At 72.9% G+C, this 15,700-nt stretch carries 12 protein-coding genes and 2 pseudogenes; 6 read left to right on the top strand and 8 right to left on the bottom strand.

Translation table 11 applies throughout. From position 1 onward, the window contains the following. Position 1: 1 nt before the first annotated feature. Complete coding sequence (locus HD597_RS24365; RefSeq protein WP_253745014.1) at positions 2-412, top strand: VOC family protein; 411 nt, start codon at positions 2-4, stop codon at positions 410-412. A 10-nt stretch (positions 413-422) separates the two neighbouring features. On the opposite strand, the gene HD597_RS24360 is transcribed toward HD597_RS24365, so the two are convergent. Then, entirely contained in the window at positions 423-776 is a 354-nt protein-coding gene (locus HD597_RS24360) for a winged helix-turn-helix transcriptional regulator (RefSeq protein ID WP_308210688.1), read from the bottom strand. 142 nt (positions 777-918) lie between these two features. Between HD597_RS24360 and HD597_RS24355 the strand changes: the two genes are divergently transcribed. Then, positions 919-1,791, top strand: a complete 873-nt coding sequence (locus HD597_RS24355) for an NAD(P)-dependent oxidoreductase (RefSeq protein WP_253745013.1) — start codon at positions 919-921, stop codon at positions 1,789-1,791. A 9-nt stretch (positions 1,792-1,800) separates the two neighbouring features. Here the strand turns inward: HD597_RS24355 and HD597_RS24350 are convergent, their stop codons facing one another. Further along, a complete protein-coding gene (locus HD597_RS24350; RefSeq protein WP_253745012.1) occupies positions 1,801-2,373 on the bottom strand; it encodes a TetR/AcrR family transcriptional regulator in 573 nt (190 codons plus the stop codon). Positions 2,374-2,467: 94 nt separating this feature from the next. Here HD597_RS24350 and HD597_RS24345 point away from each other — a divergent pair, with 94 nt between their 5' ends. Beyond that, positions 2,468-3,328 carry an NAD(P)-dependent oxidoreductase gene (locus HD597_RS24345; protein ID WP_253745011.1) on the top strand — a complete coding sequence of 287 codons (861 nt, stop codon included), beginning with the start codon at positions 2,468-2,470 and terminating at the stop codon, positions 3,326-3,328. 14 nt (positions 3,329-3,342) lie between these two features. On the opposite strand, the gene HD597_RS24340 is transcribed toward HD597_RS24345, so the two are convergent. Further along, a complete protein-coding gene (locus tag HD597_RS24340) occupies positions 3,343-5,370 on the bottom strand; it encodes a serine/threonine protein kinase (protein ID WP_253745010.1) in 2,028 nt (675 codons plus the stop codon). A 90-nt stretch (positions 5,371-5,460) separates the two neighbouring features. Between HD597_RS24340 and HD597_RS24335 the strand changes: the two genes are divergently transcribed. The 3 genes and pseudogenes from HD597_RS24335 to HD597_RS66860 form a co-directional block, all read left to right on the top strand. Then, positions 5,461-8,139, top strand: coding sequence for a LuxR C-terminal-related transcriptional regulator (locus tag HD597_RS24335; RefSeq protein WP_253745009.1), 2,679 nt, complete (start codon positions 5,461-5,463; stop codon positions 8,137-8,139). Between the two features lie 73 nt (positions 8,140-8,212). Then, a pseudogene (locus tag HD597_RS66865) lies at positions 8,213-8,347 on the top strand (LacI family DNA-binding transcriptional regulator); the annotation flags it as partial. A 163-nt stretch (positions 8,348-8,510) separates the two neighbouring features. Beyond that, a pseudogene (locus tag HD597_RS66860) lies at positions 8,511-8,849 on the top strand (rhamnogalacturonan lyase family protein); the annotation flags it as partial. A gap of 69 nt (positions 8,850-8,918) precedes the next feature. On the opposite strand, the gene HD597_RS24325 reads toward HD597_RS66860, so the two are convergent. From HD597_RS24325 to HD597_RS24305, 5 genes are all read right to left on the bottom strand, one after another. Beyond that, positions 8,919-10,112 (bottom strand): MFS transporter, encoded by a 1,194-nt coding sequence (locus tag HD597_RS24325; RefSeq protein ID WP_253745007.1) that lies wholly within the window; start codon positions 10,110-10,112, stop codon positions 8,919-8,921. A gap of 78 nt (positions 10,113-10,190) precedes the next feature. Next, the gene (gene yicI / locus HD597_RS24320) at positions 10,191-12,440 is read right to left on the bottom strand and encodes an alpha-xylosidase (protein ID WP_253745006.1); all 2,250 of its coding nucleotides are present in this window, start codon (positions 12,438-12,440) and stop codon (positions 10,191-10,193) included. A gap of 7 nt (positions 12,441-12,447) precedes the next feature. Further along, positions 12,448-13,332, bottom strand: a complete 885-nt coding sequence (locus HD597_RS24315) for a carbohydrate ABC transporter permease (RefSeq protein WP_253745005.1) — start codon at positions 13,330-13,332, stop codon at positions 12,448-12,450. Then, positions 13,329-14,255 carry a carbohydrate ABC transporter permease gene (locus HD597_RS24310; RefSeq protein ID WP_253745004.1) on the bottom strand — a complete coding sequence of 309 codons (927 nt, stop codon included), beginning with the start codon at positions 14,253-14,255 and terminating at the stop codon, positions 13,329-13,331. The genes HD597_RS24315 and HD597_RS24310 overlap by 4 nt, the downstream gene beginning before the upstream one ends. Positions 14,256-14,279: 24 nt before the next feature. Next, positions 14,280-15,635, bottom strand: coding sequence for an ABC transporter substrate-binding protein (locus HD597_RS24305; protein WP_253745003.1), 1,356 nt, complete (start codon positions 15,633-15,635; stop codon positions 14,280-14,282). Positions 15,636-15,700 lie beyond the last annotated feature (65 nt).

Genomic DNA, 15,700 nt, shown 5'->3' with positions numbered 1-15,700 from the left:
CATGGACATCACCATTCACACGACGTCTCTTCCGCACGACGACCCGGACGCGTCCCTGGCCTTCTACCGCGACGCCCTCGGCTTCGAGGTCCGCAGCGACGTCGGCCGCGGCAGGATGCGCTGGATCACCGTCGGCCCCGCCGGCCAGCCCGGCACGTCCATCCTGCTGTCGCCGCCGGCCGCCGATCCCGGCATCACCGACGACGAGCGGCGCATGGTCGCGGAGATGATGGCCAAGGGCACCTTCGGCTGGATCCTGCTGGCCACCGGCGATCTCAAGAGCACGTTCGAGCAGGTCCAGGCCGCCGGCGCGGAGGTCGTCCAGGAGCCGATGGATCAGCCGTACGGGGTGCGCGACTGCGCCTTCCGCGATCCCGCGGGCAACCTGGTCCGCATCCAGGAGGTGCGCTGAGCCGCGCCTGTCACCTGACCTCGTCCCAGGGCATGCCCTCGATGCGCTCGATGTGCTCCTCGCCCCACTCGCCCAGCGGCGCCATCGCCCTGTTGAGCGACCGGCCGAAGCCAGTGAGCGAGTACTCCACCTTGGGCGGGACCTGGTGGTACACCTCGCGGTGCAGCAGCCCGGTGGTCTCCATCTCGCGCAGCTGCGAGATCAGCACCCGCTCGCTGATGCCGGCGACCGCGCGCCGCAGCTCACCGAAGCGCAGGGGGCCGTCCTGCAGCGCGAAGAGGATCAGCCCCTTCCACTTGCCGCCCATGACGGCGATGGCGGCGTCGAGCCCGCACGTGAACGTGCGCTTCCTCGTCTCCTTCACCGTCCCATACTTACATTCTTGTCAGTACCCGGGGAAATAGTAGGTACTTGATCGAATGCGAGTGCTCCGGCCAGCATGGACGCGGGCCGCCGCGCCGATGCCGGCGGCTCCTCTCCCCGATCTCTGTGGCTGGAGTACGCACATGACCGCGACACCCGTGACCGTCATCGGCCTGGGCTCGATGGGCACGGCACTGGCCGGGGCCTTCACCCGGGCCGGGCACCCGACCACCGTCTGGAACAGGACGGCCGCCAAGGCCGCGCCCCTCGTCGCCGTGGGGGCCGCGCACGCGCGGTCCGTCGGGGACGCGGTGGCGGCGAGCCCGCTGATCGTCACCTGCCTGACCACGTTCGACGACACCCGGTCGGCCCTGGGGCCGGCCGCCGCGCGACTCCGGGGGCGGGCGCTGGTCACGCTCAACAGCGGTTCCCCGGCCGGCGCGCGTGAGACGGCCGCCTGGGCGGGCGGCCTCGGCGCCCGGTTCCTGGCCGGAGCGGTCAAGAACGTGCCCTCCGCCGTGGGCGCGCCGGACACCCTGCTCTACTACAGCGGCGACAGGTCCGTCTTCGAGGAGTTCGAGACGACGCTGAGGGTGCTGGGCGGCGACACCGTGCACCTCGGCGGCGACAGCGACCTCGCCGCGCTGTACGAGATGGCGGTGGGCGCCATGCTGCTGCCCGCCCTGACCGGCTTCTTCCAGGGCGCCGCCGCCGTCCAGGCGCGCGGGCTGGAGGTGAGCTCGATGGTCCGGTTCGCCGGCAAGTGGCTGGACATGATCAAGGACCTGCTGCCGGTCTACGCCCGCGAGATCGACGGCGGCGACTACACCGACGCCGCCTCCTCCGTGAACCTCTTCCTCACCGGCGCGGCCCACGACGCGGAGCTGACCGAGGAGACGAACGTCGACACGGCCTGGCTCGCCCCGCTGCACGACCTGGTGCGGCGGGCGGCCGAGGCGGGCCACGGCGACCACAGCATCTCGGCCCTCACCGAGGTGCTCAGGAAGCCGGCGTGAGGGCCCGGCTCATCGGAAGGAGCCGATGAGCCGGGCGAGGTGCCTGCCGGCGATCTCCAGCGGCGCCTCGCTCCGCGACACCTGCGCCGACAGCTCCGCGCCCTCCAGCAGATTGATCACGCTGTGGGCGAGGTCGCGCGCCACGTCCTCGGCGAAGCCGGACCGCGTGAGCTTGTCGCGGACCAGCGAGCGCCACTGCTCGTAGGCCTCCTCGGCGGCCTGCTGGAGCTCGGGCACCCGGCCCGCGCTCTCCAGCGCCGTGGTGGTGACGGGGCAGCCGTCGAGCCAGCCGGACTCGCGCAGGTCACGCGCCAGGTCGCGGGCGCAGGCGGCGATCGCCTCGGCCGGATCGTCCTCCCGGTCGAAGGCCGCGCGCAGGAACTCGGCGAACTCCGCGCCGCCGTGGCGGACCGCCTCGACCGCCAGCTCCCGCTTCCCGCCGGGGAAGAAATGGTAGACCGAGCCCAGGGTGGCCCGCGCCTCCTGGGAGATCTGCTTGAGGCCCGTCGCCTCGTACCCCTGCCGCTGCATCAGGAGTGAGGTCGTCCGGACGATCCGCTCCCGGGTGCCGATCTCTCGCATGACCGTCATCCTACTGGATAGAGCGTTCGTTCTAATCGTGTGCTACGGTCCCTTTCTAGATAGAGCGTTCGTTCTAGCGACGAGGAGAACCCTGATGAAATCGGTGACCGTGATCGGGCTCGGCCCCATGGGCAGCGCCATGGCTGCCGCCTACCTGCGCGGCGGTTACGACGTGACCGTGTGGAACCGCACGCCCGCCAGGGCCGGCGAGCTGGTGGCGCAGGGCGCGCGGCGGGCGGAGTCGGTGCAGGCGGCGCTCACCGCGAACGAGCTGGTGGTGCTGAGCCTGACCGACTACGACGCGATGGACGCCATCCTGGCGCAGGCGCCGGAGTCCGCGCTGGCCGGGCGCACCCTGGTCAACCTCACCTCCGACACCCCCGACAGGGCCCGCCGGGCCGCCGCGTGGCTGGCGGAGCGCGGGGCCGTGCAGATCACCGGCGGCGTCCAGGTGCCGCCTCCGGGCATCGGCACGCCGGACGCCATGACGTACTACAGCGGCCCCGAGGACGCCGTCGAGGCGCACCGGGCCGCCCTCGAGGTGCTCACCGGGATCGACTACCTCGGGGCGGACCACGGGCTGGCGGCGCTGTACTACCAGATCGGGATCGACATGTTCTGGACGGCGCTGCTCGGCTACCTGCACGGCCAGGCGGTGGCGCAGGCCAACGGGATCTCGGCGGAGGACTTCCTGCCGCACGCGGTGAAGACCATGGACATGCGCTACTTCCTGGAGTTCTACGCGCCGCGCATCGCCGCCGGCCACCACGAGGGCGACGTCGACCGGATCTCCATGGGCGTGGCGAGCCTGGAGCACGTCCTGCACACCACGCGGGCGTCCGGCGTGGACGACACGCTGCCCGCCGCCGCCCTGGAGCTCTTCCGCCGGGGCGTCACCGCCGGCCACGGCCAGGACAGCCTCACCAGTCTGGTGGACGTGCTGCGGCGGCGATGACCGGGCGCCGGGTCTCAGGAGGTCGTGGGCGTGAGCGTGAAGTAGGGGGAGACCTCTAGCTCGCCCGCGGCCTCCAGCAGCTTGTGCGTGAGCCTGCCGTCGAAGGCGACGACGCGGACCTCGTCGTCGCTGCCGTTGTCGTGCTCCCAGCAGTACAGGTGCGACTCGTCGTACCAGCCGAGCACCTTGTCGCAGTCGGAGGAGAACCTGCGCACCTGCTCGCCGGTGGCCGTGTCCCAAAGGCAGTGATCGTCGCTGCCCGGGCAGTCCGTCACGAACGCCCTGCCCGAGGGGGAGAAGATGCCGAGGGTGCCGGACGCCAGCGGGCCGATGCCCGGGACGTCGCGGGTGCGCCTGCCGGCGGCGTCGAAGAAGCGCAGCCCCTCGTTCCCGCCGTAGACGGCGACCACGCCCCGCTCGGCGCCGTCCCAGCCGAAGTTGCCGCCGCGGACGGCGTCGTCGGCCACGCGCACCACGTCGGCCTCGCGCCGGGCCACGTCGACGACGGCGAAGCCCAGGGTGGTCCAGACGTCCTCGCCCCGCTCGTCCTCGGTCTTCCTGTCGAGGTTGAGCAGGATCCTGGAACCGTCCCTCGACCAGGCGCGCAGGCTGGTGTCCAGCGGTTTCCTGACGGTCTTGACCCGGAAGCTGGAGCCGTCCCGCCTGTCGGTGATGAGCAGGGAGTCGTAGCCGTCGGAGGTGTAGTCGTCCGGCCGTCCCGCGAGGAAGCGGCCGTCGGGGGAGACCAGCGACTCCAGGTTGTCCGGGTACGGGTCGAACGTGCCCCGCAGCGATCGCCGGGCGTAGTCGACGTCCTCGTCGAGCTTCTTGTCGTGGACCTCGTACGCCGTCAGGGTGATCGGGTCGGACGGGCGCTCGTGGAGGGTGATCGCGCCGCCGGGCAGCGCGATCTCGGAGGGGGCGGCCGGAGGGGAGGAGGCCACCGCGTTGCTCGGCGGCGAGGGGGCCGGCCGGCGCAGCCAGCCGGGCACGGCAGCCAGCCCGGCCACCAGGACGGCCGTGACCGCCAGGGCCGCCGTGGCGGCGAGGACCGCGGCGACCGGCGGCCTGGAGCGACCGGCGCGCCGGACCTCATCGCCCGGCCCTCCGGCGAGGGAGCCGGCGGGAGCGGCGGCGAGGGGACCGTCCGGCCCCGCGGCGAGAGGGCCGGCCGGCGCGGCGGCGCTCCGCTCGCCGGGAACGGCCTGCCTGGCGCCCGCCGCGAGCGCGTCCGAGCCCGGCTCGGGATTGCGCAGCAGGCAGGCGATCACGTCCATGGCCGCCGGCCGGCTCGACGGCTCCTTGGCCAGGCACCGAAGCACCAGGTCGCCCAGCGGCCCGTCGAGCGAGCCCAGGTCGGGCCGGGCGCTCAGCACCCGGCTCATCACGGCGTGCGCCCCGTCGACACCGAACGGCGCCCGCCCGCAGGAGGCGAAGACCATCGTCCCCGCCCAGGCGAACAGGTCCGCCGCGGGCCCCACGCCGCGGCCCATGACCTGCTCGGGAGCCATGTACGCGGGTGTCCCGATCTGCGTGCTGCTGGTCAGGGTGGCCGGGCCGAGCGCGCGGGCGATGCCGAAATCGATCACCCGCGGGCCGGTGGCGCCCATGATGACGTTGCCGGGCTTGAAGTCCCGGTGCACCACGCCGGCCTGGTGGACCGCGGCGAGCGCGGTGGCGGTGCCGATGGCCAGCCGTTCCAGGTCCCCGCCCGCGAGCGGGCCGTCCTCCCTGACGACGCGCTCCAGCGAGCGGCCCTCGACGTACTCGCTGACGATGTACGGCCTGCCCTGCTCGACACCCGTGCTCAGCACGGCGGCGGTGCAGAACGGCGCCACGCGCTGGGCCACCTCCGCCTCCCGCAGGAAGCGCCCGAAGCCGTCCTGCCCCGACGGGCGCAGCCACTTCACGGCCACGCGCACGTCCATGGGGGTCCTGGCGAGGTAGACGACGCCCTGCCCGCCTTCGCCGAGCCTGCCGAGGAGTTCCAGGCCGCCCAGTCTCGCCGGGTCACCGGGCAACAGCGGGGAGAAGTCAGCCATGGGCCATTGTGATCCCATGCGGTGGATCTCCAGCAAGGGCCGGCGGCCGATGGCTACCCTGATCCAGACAGAACGGGGAGGGCGTTCGACGTGGCGCTGGAGTTGCACGGGCGGAAGCAGGAGCAGGAGCGGCTCGGCCGGTTACTGGACGGAGCCGCGGCCGGGCACGGCGGCGCCCTGATCGTCCTCGGTGAGCCGGGCGGAGGCAAGTCGGCGCTGCTGCGGTGGGCGGGCTCCACCCCGGGTTTCCAGGTGCTGAGCTGCACGGGGGTGGAGAGCGAGGCCGAGCTGCCGTTCGCCGCCCTGCAGCTCCTGCTCGCGCCGGCGATGCGCTGCCTGCCCGCCCTGCCGGACCCGCAGGCGCAGGCGCTGCGCGGGGCGTTCGGGCTGGCCGCGCCGGGCGTCGAGGACCGGTTCCTCGTGGGGCTGGCCGCGCTGTCGCTGCTGGCGGAGGTGGCCGCCGACGGGCCCGTGCTGTGCCTGGTGGACGACGCCCAATGGCTGGACAGGCCCTCCGCCGAGGCGCTGGCGTTCGCCGCCCGGCGGCTGGCGGCCGAAGGGGTGCTGGTGCTGTTCGCGGCCAGGGAGGGGTTCGTCCTGCCCGGCGTGCCCGAGCTGACGATCGAGCGCCTGGACGGCGAGGCCGCGCGGGCGCTGCTCGCCGAGCACGACCCCGGGCTGGCCGGCCACGTACGCGACCGCCTGCTCGCCGAGGCCGACGGCAACCCGCTGGCCCTGCTCGAACTGCCCCGGACGGAGACCGGCGACCTCGGGCCGCTGCCGCTGCCGCACCGCCTCCAGGACGCCTACCACCGGCGTATCGGCAGGCTGCCCGAGCAGACCAGGACGGCCCTGCTGGTGGCGGCGGCCGAGGAGAGCGGCGCGCTGGCCGGCGTGCTGCGCGCCATGGAGGAGCTGGGCGTGCCGGCCGGCGCGCTGGCGGCGGCCGAGCGCGACGGGCTGGTCACCGTCTCCGCCCAGTCGGTCGCCTTCCGGCACCCGCTGATCCGCACCGCCGCCTACCGGGGCGCGACGTTCACCGACCGGCTGGCCGCGCACGCCGCGCTCGCGTCCGCGCTGGCCGGCGACGGCGACCGGGCCGCCTGGCACCGGGCGGCGGCGGTCACGGGGCCCGACGAGGAGGTGGCCGCCGACCTGGAGGCGGCGGCCGAGCGGGCCAGGCGGCGCTCGGGTCACGCCACGGCGGTGGCGGCGCTGGAACGCGCCGCCCGGCTCACCCCCGGGGACGCCGCGCGGGCGCGACGGCTGGCGACGGCCGCGGAGCTCGCCGTGGACGCGGGCCGCCCCGACCAGGCCCGCCACCTGGCCGGTCAGGCGGACCGGCTCGCCGAGGACCCGCGGGAGCTGGCCAGGATCGCCGCGGTGCACGGCCGGGTGGAGCTGGAGCACGGCTCGCTGCGTACGGTGCACGAGGTGCTGGTCACGGCGGCGCGGCAGGTGGCGCCGGTCGACGCGGACGCGGCCGCGGCGATGCTGGCGGACGCGGCGCGGGCGTCCTGGTCGGCCGGCGATCCCGGGCGGGTGGCGCAGACGTACCGGATGTTGTGCGAGCTGCCGCCCGACCCGTTCAGGCACAAGCTGGTCGAATCCATCGGCGGGGCGATCAAGCTGTACACCGAGGACGGCGCCGAGGGCGCGGCGCTGCTGCGCGAGCACATCGCCCAGGGCCGCACCGGCCCGCCGGGGCTGCGGCTGAACGTGGCGCTGCAGGCGCTGCTGACCGGCGACTTCGACGACACCCGCGACATCATGGCCGGCCTGGCGGACGAGCTGCGCGCGGGCGGCGCGGTCGGCCGGCTGCCGGCGGTGCTGTGCACGCTGGCCACCGCCGAGACGGACCTGTCCCGCTTCCGCGACGCCGCCGCCTCCGCCGGCGAGGCGCTGCGCATCGCCGAGGAGATCGGCCAGCCCAGCCGGGTGGCGCAGGCCGAGGCGCTGCTGGCGTACCTGGCCGCCGTCGCCGGCGACGAGGAGCGGTGCAGGAGTCTGGCCGAGCCCGGCCTGCGGCGCTTCCCCGCGCACGCCAACGCGCTCGTGGCCGCGTGGGCCGAGTGGGCGCTGGCGCTGCTCGACCTCGGCCGGGGCCGCTACCAGGCGGCGCTGGACCGGATGGAGACCGCCACCCGCGGCCCGATCGTGCACGTGGGGCCCGCCGTGCACTTCGCGGCCGACCAGGTGGAGGCGGCCGTGCGGCTGGGGCAGCCCGAGCGGGCGGAGCAGCCGCTGGCCCGGCTGGAGCAGTGGGCGGCGGCCGTGCGCCTGCCGTGGGAGGACGGGCTGGTGCTGCGCTGCCGCGCCCTGCTGACCGGGGACGGCACGCTGTACGCGCGGGCGCTGGAGCTGGAGGGCGAGGCGCGGCCCTTCGACCGGGCCCGCACCGAGCTGCTGTACGGGGAGTGGCTGCGCCGCGAGCGGCACAAGACGGAGTCCCGCGCGCACCTGCGCGAGGCGCTGGAGCGCTTCGAACGGCTGGGCGCGACAGTCTGGGCCGAGCACGCCCGCGCGGAGCTGCGCGCGGCCGGCGAGAGCTCGGCCCCAGGCGCGGTGACGGACCGGCTCACCGAGCTCACGCCGCAGGAACTGCAGGTCGTCCGGCTCGCCGCGACCGGCGCGACGAACAAGGAGATCGCCGCGCGGCTGTTCCTCAGCCCCAAGACCGTCGGCCATCACCTCTACCGGGCCTTCCCCAAGCTCGGCGTCTCGACCCGGACGGAGCTGGCCGGGCTGCGGCTCTGGGCGGAGGAGTAGGCCGCTCGCCCCCTGTCCCGCGCGGCCGGGATCCCGATGGGGTGCTGCGGCGACTGGGGACGCTTCGACCGGGATGCGCAGGACCGGGATGCGCCAGGTCGCGCGGGAGGCCGGGGTCTCGCCGACGACCGTGAGCAACGTCCTCAACAATCCCGAGCTGGTCGCCGAGGAGACGCGCCGGCACGTGCACGCGGCGATGGAGCGCGTCGGATACCTGCCGGGCAACGCCGCCAGGCGGTTACGGGGCATGCTCAGCCCGCTGGTCGGCGCGGTGACGCTGGACATCGCCGGCCCGTTCTTCACCGAGGTGTGCGCGCTGGACGTTCGACACGAACGCCTCCGGCAACGGCTCCTACGCCGGGCAGGGCAACCACTCGCTCACCGTGGGCGACGTGGACGGCGACGGCCGCGACGAGATCCTTTACGGCGCCGCAGCCATCGACGACAACGGCGGCCGCCTGTGGAACGTCGGCTGGGGCCACGGCGACGCCGCCCACCTGAGCGACCTGAACCCGGGCCGCGCGGGCCAAGAGTACGTCAAGATCTCCGAGTCGGAGAGCAGGCCGGGCCTCTACATGGTGGACGCCCGCACCGGCCAGGTGTTGTGGCAGACCGGCACCGGCTCGGGCTCCACGGCGAGGGCCCGGCCCGCGGCGTGTCCGCCGGCATCCACGCGGGCAGCCCCGGCGCCCGAGTCCTGGGCCTCGGGCGCCGGGCAGAACGGCCTGCGCGACACCTCCGGCGCGGTCATCGGCCGCCGGCCGTCCTCGGCCCAACGTCTACCTGCGCTGATCCCGCATCGCGGCGAGGCGGCCGCGGGTGTCCACGGCGGGGGCCAGGAAGATCGCGGAGATCACGAAGGCGAGCACCACGAGCATGGCGGTGCGCAGGCCCCAGTGGTCGCCGAGGAAGCCGAGGCCGGGCGGCCCGACGAGGAAGGCGACGTAGCCGATGGTGGCCACCAGGCTGACGCGGGCGGTCTCGTCGGGCCCGGTCTCACCCGCGGCCGACAGCGCGACGGGGAAGCCCAGCGAGGCGCCGAGCCCCCAGAACAGGACGGCGGCTCCGGCCAGCACGGCGCTGTCCGAGAAGATCACCAGGAGTAGCCCGGTCGCCCCGGACACGGCGCTGGCGCGCACGACGGCGGTGCGGCCGAAGCGGTCGAGGAAGTAGGCGCCGCCGAAGCGGCCGATGGTCATGGCGGCGGCGAAGCCGGTGTAGACGAGGGATCCGGCGGTGGCGTCCACGCCGTGCCCGTCCACCATGAGCAGCGGCAGCCAGTCGCTGGCCGCGCCTTCGGCCAGCGCCATCGCCAGGACGACCGCGCCGATCAGGACGAGCTGGGTGTCCTTCCAGAGCTTCGGTCCCGGCCGGCCGGAGCCTGCCTGGCCGGGCGTGCTCCTGCCGGTGCCCGCCGGGATGGCGCGGACGGCGTACAGGAGCATCGCGGCCGCGATCAACGTGACCGCGGCCAGGTGCCAGTGGACCGGCAGGCCGCCGGCGGTGGCCGCGATGCCCGCGCCCGCGCCCACGACGGTGCCCAGGCTGAAGCAGCCGTGCAGGATGGGCATGGTCGTCTTGCCGGTGATGCGCTCGACGTCGGTGGCATCGACGTTGATCGCGACCTCGCCGCCGCCGATGCCCGCGCCGAACGCGAACAGGCCCGCCGTGACCAGCGGCGCTGACGACAGGAGGGTGCCGGCGCTGATGACGGCCAGGCTCGTGACGATCAGCGCGGTTCCGACGCCCATGACGGGCTTGGTGCCGAAGCGCGAGACGAGCCGCCCCGAGCACAGGACCCCGATCATGGAGCCGAGCGACAGGCCGAACAGGATCAGGCCCATCTGGGCGGTGGACGCCTCCAGCCCGTCGCGGATGTCCGGCGTGCGGGTCACCCACGACGACACCCCCATTCCCGGGAGGAGGAAGAACAGGAACAGCGCCTGCCGGCGCCGTCGCGTGGCGAGGTCCATGCAGCTCCGTGATCGATCGGTGCCCGGCAGGCTAAGGGGGATATCGGTGACGATAAGTGATCATATAGGGCGAAAGCCTCATATGCAGTCGTAGGTCCATCCGGAGGTGCGGGACGAGGAGACCGAGACCTCGCCGCCGGAACGCGTGACCGTGAACCGCGCGGGCTCACCGGTGGCCTGATCGGTCACCGTGACGGTGGTCTCGCCGTCCGGCCCCGGGTAGACGCGCAGGGTCAGGCCGTCGAGGTAGTCGTAGTCCGGCCGGTCGTCCCTGGCGCCGACGGGCAGCACGGCGCCCTCGCGCACGTAGATCGGCATCGAGGTGAAGGCATGCCGTTCGGTACGCCAGCGCCCGCCCTCCACGCGCTCGCCCGTCAGGTAGTTCGTCCACGTGCCGTCCGGCAGGTAGAGCTCGACCGTCCCGTCGGCGGTGAAGACGGGCGCGACGAGCAGGTCGGGGCCGAGCATGTACTGGGTGTCGAGGTAGGCGGCGTTGCGGTCGCCGGGGAACTCCATCGCCATCGGCCGCATCACCGGCGTCCCCGTCTCGTGCGCCTGGACCCCGGCCTGGAACAGGTACGGCATCAGGCGCAGCTTGAGCCTGGTGAACAGCCGGGTCACCTCGACGGCCTCCTCGTCGAAGGCCCACGGCACGCGGTAGGACGACGAGCCGTGCAGCCGCGAGTGCGAGGACAGCAGCCCGAAGGCGACCCACCGCTTGAACACGCCGGGATCCGGGGTGCCCTCGAAGCCGCCGATGTCGTGGCTCCAGAAGGAGAAACCGGAGAACGCCAGCGACAGCCCGCCGCGCAGGGTCTCGGCCATGGACTCGTACGTCGATCCCGTGTCGCCGCCCCAGTGCACCGGCATGCGCTGGCCGCCGGCGGTCGCCGACCGGGCGAACAGCACCGCCTCGCCCCGGCCGCGCCGCTCCTCCAGCACCTCGAACACGGCCTGGTTGTAGAGCTGCGTGTACAGGTTGTGCATGCGTTCGGGCGCGGAGCCGTCGAAGTAGGCGACGTCGAGCGGGACCCGCTCGCCGAAGTCGGTCTTGAACGCGTCCACGCCCTGGTCCAGCAGCCCGCGCAGCTTCGACTGGAACCACCGCCGCGCCTCGGGGTGGGTGAAGTCGACCAGGCCCATGCCGGCCTGCCACAGGTCCCACTGCCAGACCGATCCGTCGGGACGTCTCAGCAGGAAGCCCTGCGCGGCGGCCTCGGCGAACAGCGGCGAGCGCTGGGCGATGTACGGGTTGATCCACACGCAGACGCGCAGGTCCCTGGCGCGCAGGCGGGCGAGCATGCCCTCGGGGTCGGGGAAGACGCGCGGATCCCACTGGAAGTCGCACCAGTTGAACTCGCGCATCCAGAAGCAGTCGAAGTGGAAGACCGACAGTGGCAGGTCGCGCCCGGCCATGCCGTCGATGAACGAGGTCACCGTCCGCTCGTCGTAGTCGGTGGTGAACGAGGTGGACAACCACAGGCCGTACGACCAGGCGGGCAGCCGGGCGGGCCGGCCGGTGAGCGCGGTGTAACGTTCCAGGATCCGCTTGGGGTCCGGCCCGTGGATCACGAGGTACTCCAGGCTCTCGCCCTCCACGGAGAACTGCACGCGCTGCACCGCCTCCGACCCCACCTCGAACGACACGTGCCCCGGATGGTTGACGAAGACGCCGTACCCCCGGTTGGTGAGGTAGAACGGCACGTTCTTGTAGGCCTGCTCGGAGGAGGTGCCGCCGTCGGCGTTCCAGATCTCCACCGTCTGGCCGTTCTTGGCCAGCGGGCCGAAGCGCTCGCCGAGCCCGTAGACCACCTCGCCGACGCCCAGCGAGAGCTGCTGGGCGAGGTGGACGGACGGGCCGGTCCTGGGCTTGCCGACCGGCCCCGGGTCGGTCTGCGCGTCCGCGGCGAGGCGGAAGCAGCCGATCGACTTGTCGCCGCTGGAGGTGAGCGGGCGGCCGTCCGCGTGGAAGGACAGGCTCCAGGGGGCGCCCGGCGCGACGGTCGCGGCGAGCGCGCCGCTGGTGAGCGTCGCGCCGTTCGCGTCGTCGGCCTTGACCAGGCCGTGGCCGTCCTCGGCGCCGTCGAGGTCGAAGCCGCGCTCATCGCTCACGTGGTGCTCGACGCGGACGCGGATCACGTTCTCCAGCGGCGAGTCCAGCCGCAGCGAGAGCACCGGCCGGTTGAGCGTGTCGCCCCGGCGGCGGATGACGGTGGTGGGCGCGGTGACGGTGATCGCGCCGTCCTCGGCCTGGATGTCGTACGCCTCGGCCGCGTACAGCGCGGTGACGCCGGGGCGCAGCTGCCACAGCCCGTCGGTGAACTTCATCGCCCGCTCATCCCTTCAGTCCGCCGGCCAGCAGATCGGCACGCCAGAACCGCTGCAGCACCAGGACGAGCGCGATCAGCGGGATGACGGACACGGCCGAGCCCATGATCACCAGCGGGTAGAGGTCGCTGTCGCCCGCGCCCTTGGACAGGAACGTGTACAGCCCCAGGGTGATCGGATACTTCTCCTGGTCGGAGAGCATGATGAAGGGCAGCAGGAAGTTGTTCCAGATGCCGACGAACTGCAGCAGGAACACCGTGACCAGCCCCTGCACCATCATGGGCAGCACGATGGTGCTGAAGATGCGCAGCTCGCCGGCCCCGTCCAGGCGGGCCGCCTCCAGGGTGCTCTCCGGCACCGCGGCGTTGGCGAACACCCGGCACAGGAAGATGCCGAACGGGTTGATGATCACCGGCAGCAGCACCGACCAGTGGGTCCCCGCCAGGCCGACGCTCGCCAGCAGCAGGTACTGCGGGACGGCCAGCACGATGCCGGGCACGAGCACCCCGGCCAGGATCACCGAGAACAGCACCTCGCGCCCGCGGAAGCGGAACTTGGCCAGGGCGTACCCGGCCATGGCCGACACCAGGGTGGACAGGACGGCGCCGAGGCCGGCGTACAGCAGCGAGTTGAGCCCCCACCGCCAGAACTGGCCGTCGCCGTAGGAGCTCAGGTTCGCCAGGTTGTCCAGCAGGCCGCTGCCGGGCGCGAAGGAGAACGTGGTGAACAGCTCGCGCGGCGACTTGGAGGCGGCGATGACCACCCACACCACGGGGGTCAGGCAGTACAGCGCGCCGAGCAGCAGCACCACGAGCGGCAGCCGCGGCCTGCGGCCGGCGCGGGGACGGCGGCGGCGGAACTGCCGGTCTCCGGTGGAGGTGACGGCCGTCATGCGTTGTCCCCGAACGTGCGGCGCTGGAAGAAGCGCAGCAGCAGGAGCGACAGGACGAGGATGCCCACCGCGAGCACGACGGAGGCGGCGGCGGCCCCGCCGAGGTTGTCGTTCACGAATGCCTCTTGGTAGATCTTCATCAGCGGCACCCAGGTGGAGCTGATGGTGGTCGTCATCGGCCGCAACGTGGCCGGTTCGCTGTAGAGCTGCAGGGTGCCGATCACCGAGAACAGGCCGGTGAGCACGAGCGCGGGCGCCACCAGCGGGATCTTGATGCGCCAGGCGATCTGCAGCTCGCTCGCCCCGTCGATGCGGGCCGCCTCGTAGATGGAGGTGGGGATGGCCCGCAGCGACGTGAAGATGATGATCATGTTGAAGCCGACGCCGGACCACAACGCGATGTTGGCCAGCGAGAAGTACAGGGCGGGGAAGCCGAAGAAGTCCAGCGGGCCGGCGTCCAGCTGCCTGGCGAGGTAGGAGACGGGGCTGGTGCTGGGCAGGTACAGGAAACCCCACAGCAGGCTGGCGATCACGCCTGGCACCGCGTACGGCAGGAAGATCGCCGTTCGGGAGAAGCCGCGCGCCCGCACCCTCGGGGTGTCGAGCAGCAACGCGAACAGCAGGGCCAGGCCGAGCACGCTGGGGATGGCGATCACCCCGTACAGCAGCACCCGGCCGAGCCCGGCCACGAACTCGGGGTCCGCGAGCGCGGTGAGGTAGTTCTCGAAGCCGACGAACGCCTGCGTCCGCCGCCCGAACGCGCCGCCGCCCTCGACGCGGAAGCCGCGGAAGCTCAGGTAGACGGCGTAGCCGATCGGGATGACCAGGAACAGGACGAAGAAGACGATCGCGGGCGTGGCGAACAGCCACGGCGTGGCGGCGGCGCGCACGCGCGGGCGACGGCCGGCGGAGGTGGCGGGCATGGTGGCGTCCAGAGTGGGATCGGGCTACTTGGTGACGGTGTAGCCGGACTTCTGCAGGTCGGCGACGACCGCCTGCTGCGTGGCCTGGTACACCGCGCGGAACGAGGTCTTGTCCAGCGCCGCCTTGTTGAGCGCGTCACCGAAGGCGGTCTGTGCCACGTTCACGTTCGGCCCCCAGGTCACCGGGATCGTGGTGTTCTTGATCACCTGGTCGGTGACCTGGTAGAAGTCCTTCTGCTGCGGCATCAGCTTCGGCGGCTCGTGCGTCAGCGTCGCCTGCCGGCCGGCGGTGCCGCCAGGGAAGAGGTCGAGGCCGAGCAGCAGCTTGGAGCCCTCCTCCGAGGCGCCCAGCCAGGCGGCGAACGCCGCGGCCTCCTTGGCGTGCTGCGACTTGGCCGGCACCAGGTACGCGGACCCGCCCAGGAACGGCACGGCGGCCTGGCCCTTCGTCCACTGCGGCAGCGGCGCGGACTCCCACTTGCCGGCGGTGTCCGGCGCCACCGAGTAGATCACGCTCGGCGCCCACGCCGCGGCGGCCCAGCTCAGGATCTTGCCGTTGTTGACCTGGGCGTTCCACTCGGGGGTGAGCAGCGGCTCGACCTTGACCAGGTCCCGCTCCACCAGGTCCTGCCAGAAGTCGGCGGTCTTGAGCGAGGCCTCGCCGTCGATGCCGACCTTCCAGGCCTTGCCGTCGGTGCTCCACCACTGCGCGCCCGCCTGCGCCGCCTGCGCGGCGAAGAACTCGAGCTGGTTGGCGGCGAAGCTGGCGATGTAGGCCTCGGGGTCCTTCTTGCGGATCTGCGCGGCGGCCTCGGCGTACTCGTCCCAGGTGGTCGGGACCTTGACGCCGTACTTGTCGAACAGGTCCTTGCGGTAGGTGAGGACCATCGGGCCGATGTCCTGGGGCACGCCGTACACCTGGTCGCCGAAGGTGGTCTGGGCCCAGATGTTGGGCTCGACGTTCGCCTTGACGCCGGCCACGTCGCCGGTGATGTCCTTGACGGCTCCGGCCACCACCAGGGCGGGCAGGCCGCGGTATTCGATCTGCACCACGTCGGGGGTGTCGCCCGCCTGGTCGGCGGCCAGCAGCTTGGAGGCCGTCTCCGTGGTGCCGCCGACCTCCGAGAGCTTGACGGTGACGTTCGGGTTGAGCTGGTGGTACTTGTCGGCGATCGCCTTGGCCGCCGGATCGCTGCCCTTCAGGCTCCAGGTCCAGAACTCCAGCGTGACCGGCCCGCTCGCGCTCGCGGTCTCCGACGGGGTGTCGCCGGAGGAGCAGGCGGCCAGCGACGCCGTCAGGGCGATCGCCAGGGCGGCGCCCAGCAGCGTGCGGCGGCGGCCTCGCCCCGGTCGGGGCTGGGTGGGAGTCGGTGCAGTCATGGACGGGCTCCTCGGCAAGGTGGTGCGTTCCGCGGCGGGATGCCGGGTCGTGCGTTGGGATCTAA

This window comes from Nonomuraea thailandensis (genome assembly GCF_024172165.1).
Lineage (GTDB): Bacteria > Actinomycetota > Actinomycetes > Streptosporangiales > Streptosporangiaceae > Nonomuraea > Nonomuraea thailandensis.
Note: the sequence above shows the minus strand (reverse complement) of the source record. Positions and strands in the feature narration are given on the sequence as shown.